General features: G+C 73.8%; 18 protein-coding genes. 4 read left to right on the forward strand and 14 right to left on the reverse strand.

From position 1 onward, the window contains the following. Positions 1-48: 48 nt before the first annotated feature. From G1H19_RS08890 to dapE, 4 genes are read right to left on the reverse strand one after another with little or no spacing between them, the layout of a single operon-like run. Positions 49-510: an SRPBCC family protein gene (locus tag G1H19_RS08890; protein WP_162392782.1), complete on the reverse strand. Its 462-nt coding sequence runs from the start codon at positions 508-510 to the stop codon at positions 49-51. Between the two features lie 26 nt (positions 511-536). Then, positions 537-1085, reverse strand: a complete 549-nt coding sequence (locus tag G1H19_RS22580; RefSeq protein WP_193616512.1) for a DivIVA domain-containing protein — start codon at positions 1083-1085, stop codon at positions 537-539. A 10-nt stretch (positions 1086-1095) separates the two neighbouring features. Continuing rightward, positions 1096-1995: an LOG family protein gene (locus tag G1H19_RS08900; protein WP_152729949.1), complete on the reverse strand. Its 900-nt coding sequence runs from the start codon at positions 1993-1995 to the stop codon at positions 1096-1098. Continuing rightward, the gene (gene dapE, locus G1H19_RS08905) at positions 1992-3104 is read right to left on the reverse strand and encodes a succinyl-diaminopimelate desuccinylase (RefSeq protein WP_162392783.1); all 1113 of its coding nucleotides are present in this window, start codon (positions 3102-3104) and stop codon (positions 1992-1994) included. The genes G1H19_RS08900 and dapE overlap by 4 nt, the downstream gene beginning before the upstream one ends. A gap of 54 nt (positions 3105-3158) precedes the next feature. Between dapE and dapD the strand changes: the two genes are divergently transcribed. Continuing rightward, on the forward strand, positions 3159-4139 hold the full coding sequence (gene dapD / locus G1H19_RS08910) for a 2,3,4,5-tetrahydropyridine-2,6-dicarboxylate N-succinyltransferase (protein ID WP_162392784.1): 981 nt from the start codon (positions 3159-3161) through the stop codon (positions 4137-4139). A 19-nt stretch (positions 4140-4158) separates the two neighbouring features. Next, the gene (locus tag G1H19_RS08915) at positions 4159-5010 is read left to right on the forward strand and encodes an NAD-dependent epimerase/dehydratase family protein (protein ID WP_162392785.1); all 852 of its coding nucleotides are present in this window, start codon (positions 4159-4161) and stop codon (positions 5008-5010) included. A gap of 132 nt (positions 5011-5142) precedes the next feature. Here the strand turns inward: G1H19_RS08915 and G1H19_RS08920 are convergent, their stop codons facing one another. Next, positions 5143-6246, reverse strand: coding sequence for an alpha/beta hydrolase (locus G1H19_RS08920; protein ID WP_152729950.1), 1104 nt, complete (start codon positions 6244-6246; stop codon positions 5143-5145). Positions 6247-6365: 119 nt separating this feature from the next. Between G1H19_RS08920 and G1H19_RS23885 the strand changes: the two genes are divergently transcribed. Beyond that, a complete protein-coding gene (locus G1H19_RS23885; RefSeq protein WP_152729951.1) occupies positions 6366-7259 on the forward strand; it encodes a hypothetical protein in 894 nt (297 codons plus the stop codon). 12 nt (positions 7260-7271) lie between these two features. On the opposite strand, the gene dapC is transcribed toward G1H19_RS23885, so the two are convergent. Beyond that, the gene (gene dapC / locus G1H19_RS08930; RefSeq protein WP_152730123.1) at positions 7272-8390 is read right to left on the reverse strand and encodes a succinyldiaminopimelate transaminase; all 1119 of its coding nucleotides are present in this window, start codon (positions 8388-8390) and stop codon (positions 7272-7274) included. After that, positions 8387-8767: a ferredoxin gene (gene fdxA, locus G1H19_RS08935; protein WP_152729952.1), complete on the reverse strand. Its 381-nt coding sequence runs from the start codon at positions 8765-8767 to the stop codon at positions 8387-8389. The genes dapC and fdxA overlap by 4 nt, the downstream gene beginning before the upstream one ends. Positions 8768-8870: 103 nt before the next feature. On the opposite strand from fdxA, the gene G1H19_RS08940 reads away from it, so the two are divergent. Further along, a complete protein-coding gene (locus G1H19_RS08940) occupies positions 8871-9608 on the forward strand; it encodes a GNAT family N-acetyltransferase (RefSeq protein ID WP_152729953.1) in 738 nt (245 codons plus the stop codon). On the opposite strand, the gene G1H19_RS08945 is transcribed toward G1H19_RS08940, so the two are convergent. The 7 genes from G1H19_RS08945 to G1H19_RS08975 all read right to left on the reverse strand — a co-directional run bounded on the left by G1H19_RS08945 (position 9587) and on the right by G1H19_RS08975 (position 17282). Further along, positions 9587-10003 carry a hypothetical protein gene (locus G1H19_RS08945; RefSeq protein ID WP_162393108.1) on the reverse strand — a complete coding sequence of 139 codons (417 nt, stop codon included), beginning with the start codon at positions 10001-10003 and terminating at the stop codon, positions 9587-9589. The two genes, G1H19_RS08940 and G1H19_RS08945, sit on opposite strands and share 22 nt — an antisense overlap. Continuing rightward, on the reverse strand, positions 10000-10887 hold the full coding sequence (mshB, locus tag G1H19_RS08950) for an N-acetyl-1-D-myo-inositol-2-amino-2-deoxy-alpha-D-glucopyranoside deacetylase (RefSeq protein WP_162393107.1): 888 nt from the start codon (positions 10885-10887) through the stop codon (positions 10000-10002). The genes G1H19_RS08945 and mshB overlap by 4 nt, the downstream gene beginning before the upstream one ends. A gap of 64 nt (positions 10888-10951) precedes the next feature. Further along, the gene (locus tag G1H19_RS08955) at positions 10952-12049 is read right to left on the reverse strand and encodes an ABC transporter ATP-binding protein (RefSeq protein WP_152729955.1); all 1098 of its coding nucleotides are present in this window, start codon (positions 12047-12049) and stop codon (positions 10952-10954) included. Beyond that, positions 12046-13308, reverse strand: coding sequence for an ABC transporter ATP-binding protein (locus tag G1H19_RS08960; protein WP_152729956.1), 1263 nt, complete (start codon positions 13306-13308; stop codon positions 12046-12048). Before G1H19_RS08960 ends, G1H19_RS08955 begins: the two co-directional genes overlap by 4 nt. 12 nt (positions 13309-13320) lie before the next feature. Further along, the gene (locus tag G1H19_RS08965) at positions 13321-14277 is read right to left on the reverse strand and encodes an ABC transporter permease (protein ID WP_152729957.1); all 957 of its coding nucleotides are present in this window, start codon (positions 14275-14277) and stop codon (positions 13321-13323) included. A gap of 30 nt (positions 14278-14307) precedes the next feature. After that, positions 14308-15300 (reverse strand): ABC transporter permease, encoded by a 993-nt coding sequence (locus G1H19_RS08970; protein ID WP_152729958.1) that lies wholly within the window; start codon positions 15298-15300, stop codon positions 14308-14310. Positions 15301-15551: 251 nt separating this feature from the next. Continuing rightward, positions 15552-17282, reverse strand: coding sequence for an ABC transporter family substrate-binding protein (locus G1H19_RS08975; RefSeq protein ID WP_162393106.1), 1731 nt, complete (start codon positions 17280-17282; stop codon positions 15552-15554). Positions 17283-17647 lie beyond the last annotated feature (365 nt).

Consider the following 17647-nt stretch of genomic DNA (forward strand, 5'->3'; position numbering starts at 1 on the left):
ACCGCGGCGAGTGTGAGCGCTCACATCCGCCTCGTCAAGCAGCTCCGGTCAGCCCGTGTGGTCGCGCGCGAAGGCGGCGAACCGCTTCAGCGACAGCCGCACCCCGGCCACGAAGAACGGCCGCACCAGCGGCCAGCCGAGCCGGCCGAGGGCGCCCAGCGGCAGGTCCAGCTGCTCGCCCCATACGAACGTGGAGCCACCGCCGGTGCGGGGCAGCACCACGAAGCTGCCGGTGCCGCGCACGACCCGGCCGGTGTGCAGCACGTCGACCCGGTGGTCCTGCTCCCAGGCGGTGATCACCATGGTGTCCAGCACGCCGAGGTGCTTCCCGCCGGGCAGCGGCAGCCCGGTCACGGCGGCCAGCCGGCCGCCCACCTGCTGGGCGTCGCCGTCGACCGCGGAGACGTCGGTGCCGAGCATCCACTCGCCCTGCCGCTCCCAGTCGACCAGCGCGGCGAACGTGCGGGCGGGCGGTGCGTCGACGTCGACCCGCAGCTCGAGCTCAGGCACAGCGGGGGTCCGTCGGGGATGTGCGGTCAGGCACGGGGCAGCTCCTCGGATCCGGGCACCGGGTCGGTGCGGTGCCCATCATCCGCCGCGCTCGCCTCGGACCGGCCGGCAGCGTGCGCACCGGTCCCGGCCGGGCCCGCCGGCACCCGGGTGGCGTGCCCGGTCAGCGCCCCGGCCCCGGCTCCGGCCCCGGCCCCGGCCGTCGGGTCGCCGTCCGCCGGCGGGTCGGCGTCGTCCAGCTCCTGCGCCGAGGGCCCGGTGGGCAGCTCGTCGTCGGGCCCCGCTGGGGTGCCGCGCAGGGCGGCCAGCTCCCGGTCCCGCTCGTCCAGGGCGGTGGCCAGCTGCTCGATCAGCCAGTCCACCTCGGTCATCCGGTAACCGCGCACGGCGACCGAGATGCGCAGCCGGCGCAGGTCGTCGGCGACCACCGGCCGGTCGCCGGGCAGCTCCACCGGGGAGCGGTCCAGCTCCTGCGGCGGCTGGGTCTCCCCCCGGCCCAGCAGCAGGGACGCACCGGCGAACAGCAGGCCCCCGACGAGCACCAGGCCGAGGACGAAGAAGACGAAGGTGACCACGCCGGACCGATCAGCCGGCCGGCGCCGGACCGGCCGGGTCGACCGCCCCCGGCCGCGCTCCCGGCACGACGGCCGGGTCCGCCGCGGCCGGGTCCCCGGTGGCGGGGTGGGTCGGGACCGGCTTCGCGGCGTCCGCCCCGCCGGCCCGCGCCCGGTCGGCCTGCTGGATCACCCGGATCACCTCGGCGACGTCGTCGGTGACGGTGAGCAGGTCGACGTCCCGGGCGGAGACGGTGCCGGCGGGCACCAGGGTGTCCCGGACCCAGGCCATCAGCCCGCTCCAGTAGGCCGTCCCGAACAGGATCACCGGGAAGCGGGTCACCTTGGTGGTCTGCACCAGGGTGAGCGCCTCGAACAGCTCGTCCAGGGTGCCGAAGCCGCCGGGCAGGATCACGAAGGCCTGGGCGTACTTCACGAACATCGTCTTGCGCACGAAGAAGTACCGGAAGGAGATGCCGACGTCGACCCACTCGTTGAGCTCCTGCTCGAACGGCAGCTCGATGCCCAGCCCGACCGACATGCCGCCGGCCTCGCAGGCGCCCCGGTTGGCCGCCTCCATCGCACCGGGGCCACCACCGGTGATCACCGCGTAGCCGGCCCGGGCCAGTGCCGCGCCGAGCTCGACGCCGGCGGCGTAGAACCGGTCGTCCGGGGTGGTGCGCGCGCTGCCGAACACGCTCACCGCGCGGGGCAGGTCGGCCAGCAACCCGAAGCCCTCCACGAACTCGGCCTGGATGCGCAGCACGCGCCACGGGTCGGCGTGCACCCAGTCGCTGGGCCCGCGGGCGTCCAGCAGCCGCTGGTCGGTGGTGGTGCCCTCGGTGCGCGGGTCGGGCTCGCCGCCGCGCAGCGTGACCGGCCCCCGGTGCCGGGTGGGCCGGCCGGGCGGGCGGGCGGACTCGTCGGTCATCGGGCGCTCCTGCTCAGGTAGGCGACGAGTGCGTCCTCGGCAGGCTGCAGCCCCGCCACGACGACGTGCTCCTCGCGGGTGTGCGCCAGGTTGGGGTCGCCCGGCCCGTAGTTCACCGCCGGGATGCCGAACGCGGCGAACCGGGCGACGTCGGTCCAGCCCAGCTTGGCCCGGGCCGGCGTGCCGACGGCCTCGACGAAGGCCGCCGCCGCGGGCTCGGACAGCCCGGGCAGCGCGCCGCCGGCGTTGTCCACGACGGTGAGCGTGACGCCGGCGGCGATCGCCTCGGCGAAGACCTCCCGCACGTGCGCCTCGGCGGCGTCCTCGTCGCGGTCGGGGGCGTACCGGAAGTTGACGGTCACCGAGCACTCGTCGGGCACCACGTTCCCGGCCACCCCGCCGGTGATCCGCACGGCGTTCAGGCCCTCCCGGTACAGGCAGCCGTCGATGTCCACCTCACGGGCCCGGTAGCCGGCCAGGGTGGCCAGGATGCCGGCGGCGCCGTGCACGGCGTTGCTGCCCAGCCAGCTGCGCGCGCTGTGCGCGCGCACCCCCTTCACCTCGAGGACGGCGCGCAGGGTGCCCTGGCAGCCGCCCTCGATCTGCCCGTCGGTCGGCTCCAGCAGGATCGCGAGGTCGCCGTAGAGCCAGCCGCGGCGCTCGCGGGCCACCCGGCCCAGGCCGTTGAGCGAGGAGTCGACCTCCTCGTTGTCGTAGAAGACGAACGTCAGGTCGTGCGCGGGCTCGGCGCCCGGCACCCCGAACCGGGCGGCCAGGCGCAGCATCACCGCGTCCCCGGACTTCATGTCGCTGGTGCCGCAGCCGTAGAGCCGGCCGGTGGCCTCGTCCAGCCGGCTGGGCACGTTGTCGGCGATCGGCACCGTGTCCAGGTGACCGGCCAGCACGACCCGGGTGTCCCGGTCCAGCGACGTGCGGGCCAGCACGGAGTTGCCCACCCGCTCGACCTCCAGCCCGCCCAGGCCGCGCAGCGCGGCCTCCACCGCGTCGGCCAGTGGCTCCTCGCTGCCGGACACCGACGGGGCGTCGACGAGGGCCCGGGTCAGCGCGAGCACGTCGGTGGACAGGTCCAGCTGGTAGGCGGTGCTCACGGTGACCGAGCCTACGGAACCCCCTGCGCGCGCGGATCGGTAGCGTGGACACCCGTGACCTCTGCTGCAGATCCCGCCCCCGGTGCCGTGGCGGTGGGCCTGGCCACCGTGACCACCGCCGGCGTCGTCCTGGACACCTGGTACCCGGCCCCCCGCCTGGGCGCACCCGACGGCGCCGCGACCGGCACCACGCAGCTGGGCACGCTGGAGCTGGAGAGCGAGCTCGGCCCGGACTACGGCAGTCTCACCCGCACCGACGACGCCCGCGGCGTGCAGGTCGTCGCCGTGCGCACCGTGATCGCCGACCTGGCCCGGCCGCCGGTCGACGCCCACGACGTCTACCTCCGGCTGCACCTGCTCTCCCACAGGCTGGTGCGCCCGCACGGGATGGACATGAGCGGGGTGTTCGGTCTGCTCACCAACGTGGCGTGGACCAGCGCCGGCCCGGTCGAGGCTGCGGGCTTCTCCGCCGTCCGGCTGCGGGCGCGGCTGGGCCACCTCACCGTCTTCGGGGTGGACAAGTTCCCGCGGATGGTCGACTACGTCGTCCCCGCCGGGGTGCGGATCGCCGACGCCGACCGGGTGCGGCTGGGCGCCCACCTGGCCGAGGGCACCACGGTGATGCACGAGGGCTTCGTGAACTACAACGCCGGCACGCTCGGCCCGTCGATGGTGGAGGGCCGGATCAGCGCCGGCGTCGTCGTCGGCGCCGACTCCGACATCGGCGGCGGGGCGTCGATCATGGGCACCCTGTCCGGCGGCGGCAAGCAGGTCGTCTCCATCGGCAGCGGCTGCCTGCTGGGGGCCAACGCCGGCATCGGCATCAGCCTGGGCGACCGGTGCGTCGTCGAGGCCGGGTGCTACGTCACCGCGGGCTCCCGGGTGACGCTGCCGGACGGCTCCGTGGTCAAGGCCGCGGAGCTGTCCGGCCGGGACGGGCTGCTGTTCCGCCGCAACAGCGTCAGCGGCGCGCTCGAGGCCCTGGCCCGCGAGGGCACCTGGGGCTCGCTCAACGCCGCCCTGCACGCCAACTGACCCCGGGAGGGACGCAGCCGTGCGCATCGTGGTGACCGGGGGCAGCGGGAAGCTGGGCCGGGCCGTCGTCGACCGGCTGGTGGCGAGCGGGCACGAGGTGGCGGTGGTCGACCTGGCCGCCCCGCACCGCACCGACGTGCCGGCCACCCGGGCCGACCTGTCCGACTACGGCCAGGCGGTGGGTGCGCTCACCGGTGTCGACGACCGGTGGGGCACCCCCGACGCGGTGGTGCACCTGGCCGCGCTGCCCGCCCCGGGCCTGCGCCCGGACGCGGCGCTGTTCCACAACAACGTCACCACGACCTACAACGTCTTCCGGGCTGCCCAGCTCGCCGGGATCGACAAGGTGGTCTGGGCCTCCAGCGAGACGGTGCTCGGGCTGCCCTTCGAGACCCCGCCCGACCGGCTGCCCGTCGACGAGGACACCGGGCCGAACCCGGAGAGCTCCTACTCGCTGTGCAAGACGCTGGAGGAGGAGATGGCCCGGCAGTTCGCCCGCTGGCGTCCCGGGCTGTCGATCATCGGGCTGCGCTTCTCCAACGTCATGGACGTCGAGGACTACGCCCGGTTCCCCTCCTTCGACGCCGACGCCACGCTGCGCCGGTGGAACGCCTGGGCCTACATCGACGCCCGGGACGGGGCCCAGGCCGTGGAGCGGGCCCTGCTGCACGACGGCACGGGCGCGGAGCTGTTCGTGATCGCCAACGCGGACACGGTGATGAGCCGGTCCAGCGCCGAACTGGTCGCCGAGCAGTTCCCCGGGGTGCCGGTCACCAGGGAGCTCGGCGAGCACGAGACCCTGCTCAGCATCGACCGCGCCCGCCAGGTGCTCGCCTACGAGCCCGAACACTCCTGGCGCAACCACATCTGACCCCCACCCCTGCCCCCCACCCCCCACCCCCCACCCCCCACCTCTTCCCGGTGATCATGGAGCTGCGTGAGCGACACGCCGGCGTGTCGTTCACCCAGGTCCATGATCGTCAGGGGCCGGGGACCGGGCGGGTCACCAGAAGCGGTCGGGGGGCGCCGGCGGCGCGGTGAGGTGCTCGACCAGCACGGCGACGACGTCGGCGGGCCGTTCCAGGTGCGGCGCGTGCCCCACACCGGGGACGACGACCTCCCGGTAGGCGCCGCCGGAGGCCGCGTACCGGTCGAGCACCGCGCGGGTCTGGGTGACCATCGGCTGCGGCGGGCACACCTCGGCCCCCGGCCAGCCGGGCACGGCGCCCACCGAGCCGAGGAACGCCAGGTCGAAGGCGGACGTGTCGCTGCAGACCTGGTCGGCGTCCCCGCGCACCCACAGCACCGGCGGCTTGGGATCCACCTCGGTGATGCCGGAGACGTCGAAGACCGTGGGTGCCATGGTGTTGAGCACGCCCCGCCCGCCCGGCGCGGTGCCCGGCCACCCGTCGCTGGCCCTCGCGTCGCCCGGGTAGTGGTCCGGGCCGGTGCGGGTGGTGAGCATGGAGGCCACGAACACGTCCTCCAGCGCCGGGTCCAGCGGCAGGCTGCCCGGGGCCACGTAGAACGCGCGCAGCACCGACCGTGGGCTGGAGGGGCCACCGTCGCCCGTGTCGCCCGCGGCGAGGGCGGCGACGAAGGCCGGGTCGGCAGCCCCGCCGCCGGAGCCCGCGCCGTCCGGGTGCACCAGCCGGCCGTCCTGGCCGGTGGTGCCACCGAAGCCGTAGGGGGACACCGGCGCGACCAGCGCGACCGACGCGACCCGCTCCGGGTGGTCCAGCAGGTGCTGCAGCACCACGCCGCCGCCCATGCTCCAGCCGACCAGGTGCACCCGGGTGACGTCGAGGGCGTCGAGCAGCGCGTCGAGGTCGTCGGCCCAGTCCCGCACGCCGCGGGTGGCGTCCACCGGTTCCGGGTCGGTGCCGCCGAAGCCGCGCAGGTCGACCGCCAGCGGGCGCAGCGCCGGGTCCAGGGCCAGCAGCACCGGCTGCCAGAACAGCGCCGAGCTGACGTTGCCGTGCACCAGCAGCACGGCCTCGCCACCGGCCCGCGGGTCGACGCCGTCGGGGTGCAGGACCTGCTGGGTCAGCCGTGCGGTGGTCACCCGCTCGGCGGTCACCCCCGGCAGCAGCGCGTCGGTGCTCATCGGCTCTCCTCGCTCGGGGCTCCGGTCGCCGAGCACGGTAGGCCCCGCCGCTCGCAGCCGGGACACCGCGGGGGCCGACGTCCCGGCTCCTGCCAGCCTGCCGTCCTACCCTGGCCGGGATGAGCAGCGTCCGGGGCGGGGCCCCTCCCCGGCGCGCGGCCGGCCGGCCGCCGGCGCGGCGTCCCGGCCGCCGGGTGCACCCCCTGGTGCGGATCGCCCGGGCGTGGCCGGCGCTGCTGGTGGTGCTGGGCATCGCCGTCGCGCTGTCCTGGGACACCGACCGGCGTGACGAGCCACCGGTCGCCGGCCGGTGCACCGTCACCGACACCGCCATCACCCTGACGACGGCGCAGGCGGCCAACGCCGCCACGATCGCCGCCGTCGCCCGCGTCCGCGGGCTGTCCGACCGGGCGACGGTGATCGCCCTGGCCACGGCCTTGCAGGAGTCCCGGCTGCGCAACCTGGACTACGGCGACCGCGACTCCCTGGGCCTGTTCCAGCAGCGGCCCTCGCAGGGCTGGGGCAGCCCAGAGCAGGTGCAGGACCCGGTCTACAGCGCCGGCAAGTTCTTCGACGGGCTGGTGGAGGTGCGCGGCTGGGAAACCGGCCGGCTCACCGAGGTCGCGCAGTCGGTGCAGCGGTCTGGGTTCCCCGAGGCCTACCAGCAGCACGAGCCGGTCGCCCAGGCCGTCACCGACGCGCTGCTCTCCGACGTCCCGGGGCGGCTGTCCTGCACCTACTCCCCGCCCGACGCCACCGGCCCGGTCGACGACAGGGCGGCGGCCGTGGCCACCGTCGCCGGCCGCGAGCTGGGCCTGATCACCACGCCGCTGCCCGAGGGCGTCGTCCGGCTCGATGGCGGGGGCTGGGCGGCGGCGAAGTGGGCCGTGGCGCACGCCGAGCGGCTGCAGCTCGCCGAGGTGCGGCTGGCGGGCTGGGCCTGGACGCCGGGCGACGGCTGGGCCGAGTCCGCCGCCGCGGGCCCGCAGCTCACCGTCACCCTGGCCACCTGAGGCGCCGGCCGGTCAGGCGGTGAGGCGCTCCACGGCGGCGGCGATCCGCTCGTCGCTCGCGGTCAGGGCCAGCCGCACGTGGCGGGCACCGGCCGGGCCGTAGAAGGCGCCGGGCGCGGCGACGACGCCGAGGCCGGCCAGCCAGTCGATCGTCGTCCAGCAGTCCTCGTCGCGGGTGACCCACAGGTACAGCCCGGCCTCGGAGTGGTCGATCCGGGCACCGGCCGCACGCACCGCGGCGGCCAGCAGCTCGCGGCGGGCACGGTAGCGCTCGCGCTGGGCGGCGACGTGCGCGTCGTCGGCGAGCGCCGCGGCCATCGCGGCCTGCACCGGCGTGGGCACGAGCAGGCCGAGGTGCCGGCGCACCTCCCAGACCCGGCGCACCAGCGCGGGGTCACCGGACAGCAGCCCGCCCCGGTAGCCGGCCGCCGTCGACTGCTTGGACAGCGAGTGCACGGCGAGCAGGCCGGTGTGGTCGGCGCCGGCGATCCGCGGGTGCAGCACCGACGTGGGGACGACGTCCCAGCCGAGCTCGACGTAGCACTCGTCGGCGACCACGGGCACGCCGTGCGCCCGGCCCCAGGCCACCCAGTCCGACAGCTGCGCGTCGGTGAGCACCCGGCCGTGCGGGTTGCCGGGGCTGTTCAGCCAGACCAGGACGGTGTCCCCGGGCCGCTCCGGCGGGGTGTCCGTGCGGTGCACGGCCAGGCCGGCCACGACCGCGCCCACCTCGTAGGTCGGGTAGCCCACCTCCGGGACGACGACCGTGCCCCGCCCGCGCAGCCCGAGCAGCGTGGGCAGCAGCGCCACCAGCTCCTTGGAGCCCACGGTGGGCACCACCGAGGGCTCGGCGCCCAGCGGGTCGGCCAGCTGCACCCCGAGCCGGCGCTGCAGCCAGCCGGCGGCGGCCTGCCGCAGCTCCCGGGTACCGAGGGCCGTGGGGTAGCCGGGCGCGTCCGCGGCCGCGGCGAGCGCGTGCCGCAGCACGCCCGGGGTGGGGTCGACCGGCGTCCCGATGGACAGGTCGACCACCCCGCCGGGGTGCTGGGCAGCCCGTGCCCGCGCCCCGGCGAGGGAGTCCCAGGGGAAGTCCGGCAGCGCGTGCGGCCCCGCCCCCGGGACCGTGGTCAGTGCCCCTCGCCCTGCGGGGGCAGGGCGGCGACCAGCGGGTGGTCCTTGGGGATCTTGCCCGTCTTGGCCGCGCCACCGGGGCTGCCCAGGTCGGAGAAGAACTCCACGTTGGCGTTGTAGAAGTCCTTCCACTTGTCCGGGACGTCGTCCTCGTAGTAGATGGCCTCCACCGGGCAGACCGGCTCGCAGGCCCCGCAGTCCACGCACTCGTCGGGGTGGATGTAGAGCATCCGGTCGCCCTCGTAGATGCAGTCCACCGGACACTCGTCGATGCACGCCTTGTCGAGGACGTCGACGCAGGCCTGGGTGATGACGTAGGTCACGAGTTCCTCCGGGTGCGGGTTCCCTGGCAGGCCAGGGGTGCGTTCGATCGTCATCAGTATCACCCGGCACCCGGGCATCCAGCGCGACGGGTGCACCGGTGCCACCCGCACGGGGGCCGGTGCGCGGTGGCGGCGGACGGGGCCGGAGGATCCCGGCATGGGACAGCGCCGCTCACCGCTCGGGGTGGAGGACCTCCAACGGCTCGCCGCCCGCGGGTGGCCGGCGCCGGAGCAGGCCCCGCTGGGCGACTGGCTGCTGCGCGCGGCCGGTGGGTTCACCGGGCGCGCCAACTCGGTGCTGGTCGTCGGCGACCCCGGCCTGCCGCTGCCGGACGCCGTCGACGCCGTCGCCCGCTGGTACGCCGAGCGCGGGCTGACCCCGGCGGCGATGCTGCCCGGCACCGCGTCCCGCCGGGCCGACGCGGCGTTCGCGGCCGCCGGCTGGCAGGCGCAGGACCGGACGCTGGTGCTCACCGCGCCGCTCGGTCCGGCGGTCCCGCCGTCCGTGCCGGTCGACCTGCGCCCCGCCCCGGACGACGCCTGGCTGGCCCGCCACCGAGACGGCGCCCTGCCGGCGGGGGCCCTCGAGGTGCTGACCGGCCCGGAGGACGTCGTGTTCGCCTCGGTGGGCGGCCCCGGTCCCGTGGTCGCCGTGGCCCGCGGCGTGCTCACCGACGGCTGGCTCGGCACCAGCGCCCTCAGCGTCGCCGCCGAGCACCGGCGGCGGGGCCTGGCCACCGCGCTCACCGAGGCCCTGCGCGGCTGGGCGGTGGCGCGGGGGGCGCACAGCAGCTACCTGCAGGTGACCGAGGACAACGCCGCTGCCCGGGCGCTCTACCGGCGCCTCGGCCACATCGAGCACCACCGCTACCACTACCGCCGGCTGGTCACCTGACCCGCGGCCGGCGGCGAGACGGCCGGCCGGCCGGGCCGCGGGCCCCCCGCGACCACGCGGCCCACCGCGAAGGACGCCGCGACCACGCCGGCGAGCAGGAACACCAGCCCGGCGGGGGTGCCGGTGAGCAGCAGGTCGCCCTCGGAGGTGCGCACCGAGGAGAGGACGGCGACGACCAGCCAGGCCAGCGCGGGCAGCACGCCGACCAGGCGCGAGCCGGACAGCCGGTGGGCCAGGGGCACCAGCATCAGGTTGCCCACCACGGCGACCGGCACCGACAGCGGCACCGGCACACCGGCCACCCGCCAGTTCAGCCACAGCACCTCCACCAGGGCCAGCCACGCGGGCACGAGGAGCGCGAGCACCGCCCAGCCCAGCACCCGCAGCACGCTCACGCGGGGTCGATGCCGGTGAACAGGTCCTGCTCCCGGCCCTGCGCCACCCCGGGCTCGCCCCGCGCCAGCCGGTAGTGCTCGGTGGCCAGCAGCTCCTGGCCGAGTCCGTTGGACAGCGCGAAGAACGACCCGCGCACGGTGATCTGGGTGGCGTGGGCCCGCATCGCCGCCTCCTTGTGCGCCCGGAACGCCTCGCCGTCCACCTCGGCGGTGACCAGCTCGTCGGCGGTCGCGTCGCCCAGCTCCCCGGCGTCCAGGGCGATCGCGAAGCCGGTCTCCTGCCCCGCCTCGGCGAGCGCCTGCTGGCCACGCCGGAGCACCGACACCGGCAGGCAGGTCCAGTAGACCTTCGACACCTGCCACGGCGCACCGAGCGTGGGGTGCGCCGCGGGGTCGGCAGCCGCGTCGACGGCGGCCATCGTCACCCGGTGCGCCTGGACGTGGTCGGGGTGGCCGTAGCCACCGTTCTCGTCGTAGGTGACCACCACCTGCGGGCGCACCTCGCGCAGCACGGCCACCACCGCGGCCACCGCCTCGGCGGGGTCGGCGCGCCAGAACGCCCGCGGGTGCTCGTTCGGCGGGGTGTGCAGCATCCCGGAGTCGCGCCACCGCCCGGCGCCGCCGAGCCACCGGTGGTCGGTCACACCCAGGTGCGCCATGGCCTCGGCCAGCTCGCCGATGCGGTACCCGCCGAGCTGGTCGGCGTGGTCGGCGGCCAGCTGGCGGAGCTCGTCCGGGATGACCTCGCCCTCCTCCCCCAGCGTGCAGGTGAGCAGGGTGACGCCGACCCCCTCGGCGGCGTAGCGGGCCATCGTCGCGCCGTTGTTGATCGTCTCGTCGTCCGGGTGGGCGTGCACGAGCAACAGACGCCGGTCGGGGATCACCCCACCATTACATCCCGGCGACCAGGAGGGCAGCGCGACCAGGGGGCCGCGCTGCCCTCCCGCGCTACAGCACCTTCAGTGGCTCCGCGAAGTGGCAGGCGTTGAGGTGCCCGGCGCCGCGGTCCTCCAGGACGGGGTCGACCGTCATGCAGGTCTCGCGTCGCCCGTCGTCCAGCACGTGGGCGAACTTCTGACAGCGGGTGCGGAACCGGCAGCCCGAGGGCGGGTTGGCCGGGCTGGGCACGTCGCCGGAGATGATGATCCGCTGGCGGGCGCGTTCGCGCCGGGGGTCCGGCAGCGGGATCGCCGACATGAGGGCCTGCGTGTACGGGTGCGCCGGCCGCTCGAACAGCTCGTCCCGGTCGGCGATCTCGATGATCCGGCCCAGGTACATCACCGCGACCCGGTCGGAGATGTGCCGGACGACGGACAGGTCGTGCGCGATGAACAGGTAGGCCAGGCCCAGCTCGTCGCGCAGGTCGGACAGCAGGTTCATCACGCCGGCCTGGATCGACACGTCCAGGGCCGACACCGGCTCGTCGAGCACCAGCAGCTTGGGCTGCAGCGCGAGCGCCCGGGCGATGCCGATCCGCTGCCGCTGGCCGCCGGAGAACTCCGCCGGGTAGCGGTTGGTGTGCTCCGGGTTCAGGCCCACGGTCTCGACCAGGGTGCGCACCCGCTCGCGCAGCTCCTTCGCGTCCTTGGTCAGGCCGTGGATGACCAGTGGCTCGGCGACGATGTCGAAGACCGGCAGCCGCGGGTTCAGCGAGGCGTAGGGGTCCTGGAACACGATCTGGATGTCCCGGCGCAGCGACCGCATCTGGGAGCGGTTGAGACCGACCAGCTCCTTGCCCTGGAACTTCACCGAGCCGCCGGTGGCCGGCTGCAGGTTGAGGATCGCCCGGCCGGTGGTCGACTTCCCGCAGCCGGACTCGCCGACCAGGCCGACGACCTCGCCGGGGTGGATGTCCAGGTCCAGGCCGTCGACGGCGCGCACGGCACCCACGGTGCGCTTGATCAGCCCACCGCCCTTGATCGGGAAGTGCTTCTCCAGGCCGCGGACGCTCAGGATCGGCTCGCCGGTGCGGTCGACGCCGCCGGCGGCGCGGTGCGTCTCCCGCCCTGCCCCCGGATCCCGCCCTGTGGTGGTGGGGGCGCTCATGCCCGGTCTCCCGTCGAGGTGGTGGGGCTGCCGACGCCGGAGACGACGGAGCCGGTGCCGGTGGGTCCGCCGGTGTGCTCGGACTGCTCCGGCTCGGGCGCGGCCGGGGAGGTCTGGTCCACACCGACGAGCCCGGCGTCGCTGGCGGTCTCGGCGAACACGGCGTGCGCGTCGCCGCCGGCCGCGGCGACCTGCTCGGTGCGGATGCACGCCGCGGTGTGGTCCGGGCCGACGAGCAGCCGCTCGGGCTCGGCGACGTCGCAGTCGGCGACGTGCAGCGGGCAGCGCGGTGCGAACGGGCAGCCGGGGGGCATGTTGACCACCGAGGGCGGCGAGCCGGTGATCGGGATGAGCCGCTGCCCGGGCGGTGCGTCCAGCCGCGGCAGCGACCCGAGCAGCCCGAGCGTGTAGGGCATCCGCGGCTCGTAGTAGATGTCCTCGACGCTGCCGATCTCGACCGGCCGGCCGGCGTACATGACCAGCACCCGGTCGGCGATGCCGGCGACCACGCCGAGGTCGTGGGTGATCAGCACCATCGCCGCACCCGTCTCCTGCAGGGCCGTCTGCAGCACCTCGAGGATCTGCGCCTGCACGGTGACGTCGAGGGCGGTGGTGGGCTCGTCGGCGATGATCACGTCGGGCTGGTTGGCCATGGCGATGGCGATGACCACCCGCTGGCGCATGCCGCCGGAGAACTCGTGCGGGTAGGAGCGCACCCGGTCGGCGGCGTTCGGGATGCCGACCAGTTCGAGCAGCTCGACGGCGCGGGCACCGGCTGCCTTCTTCGACAGCGACCGGTCGTGCTGGCGCAGCGTCTCCTCGATCTGGTAGCCGATCTTGTAGACCGGGTCCAGGGACGTCATCGGGTCCTGGAAGATCATCGAGACGCCCTTGCCGCGCACCCCGGACATCGCCCGGTCACGCTGGCCGAGCAGCTCCTGCCCGCGGTAGCGCACCGAGCCGGTGACCCGGGCGGAACCCGGCAGCAGGCCCATCACCGCCAGCGACGTGACGGACTTGCCGGAGCCGGACTCCCCGACGATGGCGAGCACCTCACCGGAGCGCAGCGAGTAGTCGACGCCGCGCACGGCGTGCACGGAGCCGTCCTCGGTGGGGAACCGGACGTCGAGGTCGGTCACCTCCAGCAGCGGGGCGGAGGCGTCGAAGCCGGGCAGGCTGGTGGCGCGGGTGCCGCCGGCGGTGAGGCCGCCGGTGGACCGGGACGAGGGCGTGACGGCTGTGGCGCCGTGGCTGGACATGGGAACTCCTGCTCAGGCCCGCACGCGGCGGTTGCTGGGGTCGAAGGCGTCCCTGATGCCGTCGCCGATCAGGTTGATCGACAGCACGATGATCAGCAGGGTGATGCCGGGGAAGTAGAAGAGCCACGGGCGCGTCGTGGTGGCCTGTACGCCGTCGGAGACCAGGCGGCCGAGCGAGGTCTCCCCCGCGCCGTTGACGCCGACGCCCAGGTAGGTCAGCGAGGCCTCCAGGATGATCGCGGTCGCCGCGGCGAGCGTCGTCCAGACGATCAGCGAGCCCAGGGCGTTCGGGATGAGGTGCCGGAAGATGATCCGGGAGTTCGACGCCCCGAGTGCGTGCGCCGCCTCGACGTACTCCTTCTCGCGCAGCGAGAGGAACTGGCTGCGCACGATGCGGGCCAGGTCCAGCCAGCCGAACAGGCCCAGCAGGATGCCCACGCCCAGCGGCGTGCGCGCCTCGGGGAAGTTGCTGGCCACGACGATCAGCACGACGAGCAGCGGCACGGTGAGGATCAGGTCGACCAGCCGCATGAGCAGGCTGTCGACCCACTTGCCGAAGTAGCCGGCCAGCGCGCCGACGAGCAGGCCCAGTGGCAGGGCGATGGCCACGAACAGCAGCACGATGAGCATCGAGCGCTGCACGCCGCTCATCAGCCCGGCCAGCAGGTCACGGCCGATCTCGTCGCTGCCCAGCGGGTAGCCCTGCTCCCCCGGTGGCACCGACTGGGCGTTCCGGTCCAGCGTGGCGTAGTCCACGTCGTAGAACAGCGGTCCGAGGAAACCGAAAGCGAGCATGGCCAGGAAGATGACCAACCCGGTCATCCCGACCTTGTTGCGCCGGAACCGGCGGAGCACCTGCTGGCGCTGACTGCGCGCCTTGACGGTGAACTCCCGCTCGACGCCGCCGCCCGGGGGCAGGCCGGGTTCGGCCGGGACGGGCGCTTCGGTGGTGGCCTGGGTGGTGGCCATGAGGTGTCTTCTCTCTCGCTGTCGGCCCGGTCAGGCCAGGCGGATGCGCGGGTCGAGGACCGCGTAGAGGATGTCGGCGATCAGGTTGAACAGCACCACGAACACGGCGCTGACCAGCAGCCAGCCGAGCACGACGTTGATGTCGCCGTCCCCGATGCCGTCCTGCAGCAGGTAGCGGCCCATGCCGTTCCAGACGAACACCTGCTCGGTGATCACCGCGCCGCCGAACAGCGTGCCGACGCCCAAGGCGACGACGGTGGTCAGCGGGATGAGCGCGTTGCGCAGCCCGTGCTTCCAGACGGTGCGGCGGTAGCTCAACCCCTTGGCCCGGGCCAGGCGCATGTAGTCCGAGCCGAGCACGTCGAGCATGGCCGAGCGCTGGAAGCGGCTCCAGGCGGCGAAGGACAGCAGCGCCAGGCTCAGCGTGGGCAGCACGAGGTGGCCCAACCGGTCGGTCCAGATGGTCCACGCATCGGCCCCGGTGGCGCTGATGCCCGGTGACTGCTCGCCGATCGTGTAGAGCAGCCGCTTGCCGAACAGGTCGTTGACCCCGCCGGCGACGAACTCCTTGAGGATCGCGGCGAACCAGAACGTGGGCAGCGCGATGAGCAGGTAGGCCAGGAAGGTGAAGGCGTAGTCCGAGGGCTTGTACTGCCGCACGGCCCCGATCACGCCGACGACCATCGCCAGCAGCACGGCGACGACGATGGCCAGCACGATCATCCGGCCGGTCACCAGGATGCGTCCGCCGAGCTGGTCGGCGACCTCGGTGCCGTTGACGGTCGTGCCGAAGTCGCCGCGGACCACCCCGGACAGCCAGTCCCAGTACCGCTGGAAGAACGGGTCGTTCAGGCCCAACGCCTCTGCCCGGCTCGCAAGGTACTCCGCCGTGGGCGGTGGCTGTCGGATCCGCTCGCGAGCCAGCGGGTCGAAGCTCGCCGCGCACAGCGCGAACACCAGCAGCGAGCTGGCGAGCAGCACGAAGACGGAGCTGACGACCCGCCGGATCGTGAAGAAGAACATCAACGCACCTTAGCTCTCTACGGGCAACGGTTCAGCTCGGACGGCGGTGTACCGGAAGCGCTCCGGCGCAGGTCCCGACGTCGGTACGTGGTCGTCACACAGCCGACACACAACCCGGACATGCCACGACCCCCGGGGCGGGGCGCCGGGGGTCGTGGGCACTGCGGACATCACTCACATGGTGCACCCGGACGTCGCGGGGAGACGCCGGGGTGTGGTCGGCGCCCCGCGGACGGGGCGCCGACCTCAGGTCACTCGGCGACGGTCCACTTCTCCGCGTTCCAGAGCGGACCCGCCTGGCTGGCGTTGTCCTCCACGTTCTGGATGCTGCTCTGGTACGCGATGAACGTGGGCTTCTGGTAGAGCGGGATGGTGGCCAGCTGCTCCCAGAGCGCGACGTCGACCTGGTTGGCGAGGTCGGCGGCCTGGGCCGGGTCGGGCTGGGACACCATCTGGGCCAGCAGCGCGTCGATCTCCGGGGTGCCGGTGCGGGAGTAGTTCTGCCCCAGACCGTTGTCCGGTGAGTAGTAGATCGACTGGTTGGACGAGACGAACGGCGTCGACACCCAGGCGAACAGCGCCGCCTGGAACCCACCGGCGACGAGGCTCCGGGGCTTGTCGACATCGGCGAAGATGTCCGGGTTGGCGCTGAAGGTCGCGTTGATGCCGGCGGCCTTCAGCTGCGGGATCATGACGGTGATCGTCGTCTCACGCAGCGGGTTGTTGGCCGTGGTGTCGATCTGGATGTTCAGCGGTCCGCGCTGCGGGTGCGTGGCGATCCCGTCGGCACCGATCGTGTAGCCGGCCTGGGTGAGCAGCGCCTTGGCGCCCTCGGGGTCGGCCTGCTTGTACTGCTCCGGGGCGTTGTCCTGGTACTCCGGCTGGTTGTTCACGTAGAGCCGGTTGTTCAGCACCTGCGCGTCGTCGGAGAACTGGCCGACGGTCTGGTCGACGATCTCCTGGCGGTCCAGCGCCTGACCGAACGCCTGGCGCACCAGCGGGTCGGCCAGGTGCACGTCGGTGGTGTTGAAGTCCAGGTGCTCGAACGACAGACCGAACGTGATGTCGGAGGTGACGTTGGGCTCGAGGTTCTCGATCTGGCTCACCAGGTCCAGCTGCGGCTGGGGGTAGATGACCCCGATCTCCTGGTTCTGCAGCGCCTGCACGGCCGTGGTCGGGTCATTGCCGATGTTCTTGACGACCAGCGAGGCCACGCCTGCGGGCTCGCCCCACCACTCCGGGTTCGGCGTCAGCGTGACCTCCTGGTTGCCGACGTCGATGTTCTCCTTCTTGAGCTGGAACGGCCCACCGGAGATGTCACCCACGATGCCCTGGTCGATCGGCCAGCCGGCGGTGGTCGTCGCGCACTGCGCGACCGGGTCCTCGTTGGCCATCAGGTGCGCCGGGATCATGCCGGTGAACAGCGACTGCCAGTCGGCGTACGGCTCGGCGTAGGTGACGGTGACGGTCTTGTTCCCGTCACCGCTGCCCTCCACCGAGGCGATGTTGGCGTAGCCGTTGGTCGACAGCACCGACTCGCAGCCGCCGTCGGCCGGGTCGGCACTGCGGTTGGCGTTCCAGGTGAACGCGAAGTCGTCGGCGGTGATCGGGGTGCCGTCGCTCCACACCGCGTCCGGGTTGATCTCGTAGGTGTTCACCTGGGTGCCACCGTCGGTCGACAGCGTCGGCTCCGAGGCGAGCACGTTCTCGTCCCAGGCCACCGAGAAGTCGGGGGCGACGTTGTAGGTGCTGGGCAGGATGCGGCCCATGATGTTCTGCACCGAGGTGGCGTTGCCGGCGGAGATGAACTGGTACAGGTTCTCCGGGAAGTCGGTCGACTCGCCGAAGACCACGGTGCCGGTGCCCGTGGCACCGCTCTCGCTGTCGCCGCCACCGTCGTCGCTGCCACCGCAGGCGGTCAGCGCCATGGCGCTGATCAGCCCGACGGCGACGAGCCCAGCGCTCTGCTTGCTGAACCTCACGTTCGAATGCCTCCTCTGCCCGCTCGCGCGGGGGGACTTCATGTGTCTGACCAGTCCGCGTGCGGGGCAGACGGCTGGCTGGGACGAGCTGGGGACGAACCTGGCAGGACACTGCCGGCCGAGGTCGACTGCGAGGACCCTAGGCACCAGCGGAGAAGGCAGTCCATGCCCGTGTCCGATTTGTGACCTTGCCTCACGATCCGGGAGCTGGGCCTGTGAACGTCCACCTGGACACCCCCTGTCCAGGACGTCTTGCGGCCAATCGTCGACTCACGACCGGATCGTCCGGCGGCCCCACGAGACGCCTGAGCGCGCGCCGGGGGACGCCCCCGGCGGACGGTCGATCCCGCCGCCGGCGCCTGCTG

Origin of the sequence: Goekera deserti (assembly GCF_010685995.1) — a bacterium.
Taxonomy (GTDB): Bacteria; Actinomycetota; Actinomycetes; order Mycobacteriales; family Geodermatophilaceae; genus Goekera; species Goekera deserti.

Bases quoted from the DNA above. Each gene is read 5' to 3' on its own strand.
- G1H19_RS08955 (WP_152729955.1), bottom strand. From the start codon at position 12,049: ATGAGCGCCCCCACCACCACAGGGCGGGATCCGGGGGCAGGGCGGGAG.
- G1H19_RS08920 (WP_152729950.1), bottom strand. From the start codon at position 6,246: ATGAGCACCGACGCGCTGCTGCCGGGGGTGACCGCCGAGCGGGTGACC.
- G1H19_RS23885 (WP_152729951.1), top strand. From the start codon at position 6,366: ATGAGCAGCGTCCGGGGCGGGGCCCCTCCCCGGCGCGCGGCCGGCCGG.
- fdxA (WP_152729952.1), bottom strand. From the start codon at position 8,767: ATGACGATCGAACGCACCCCTGGCCTGCCAGGGAACCCGCACCCGGAG.
- G1H19_RS08940 (WP_152729953.1), top strand. From the start codon at position 8,871: ATGGGACAGCGCCGCTCACCGCTCGGGGTGGAGGACCTCCAACGGCTC.
- G1H19_RS08900 (WP_152729949.1), bottom strand. From the start codon at position 1,995: ATGACCGACGAGTCCGCCCGCCCGCCCGGCCGGCCCACCCGGCACCGG.
- G1H19_RS08970 (WP_152729958.1), bottom strand. From the start codon at position 15,300: ATGTTCTTCTTCACGATCCGGCGGGTCGTCAGCTCCGTCTTCGTGCTG.
- G1H19_RS08960 (WP_152729956.1), bottom strand. From the start codon at position 13,308: ATGTCCAGCCACGGCGCCACAGCCGTCACGCCCTCGTCCCGGTCCACC.
- G1H19_RS08965 (WP_152729957.1), bottom strand. From the start codon at position 14,277: ATGGCCACCACCCAGGCCACCACCGAAGCGCCCGTCCCGGCCGAACCC.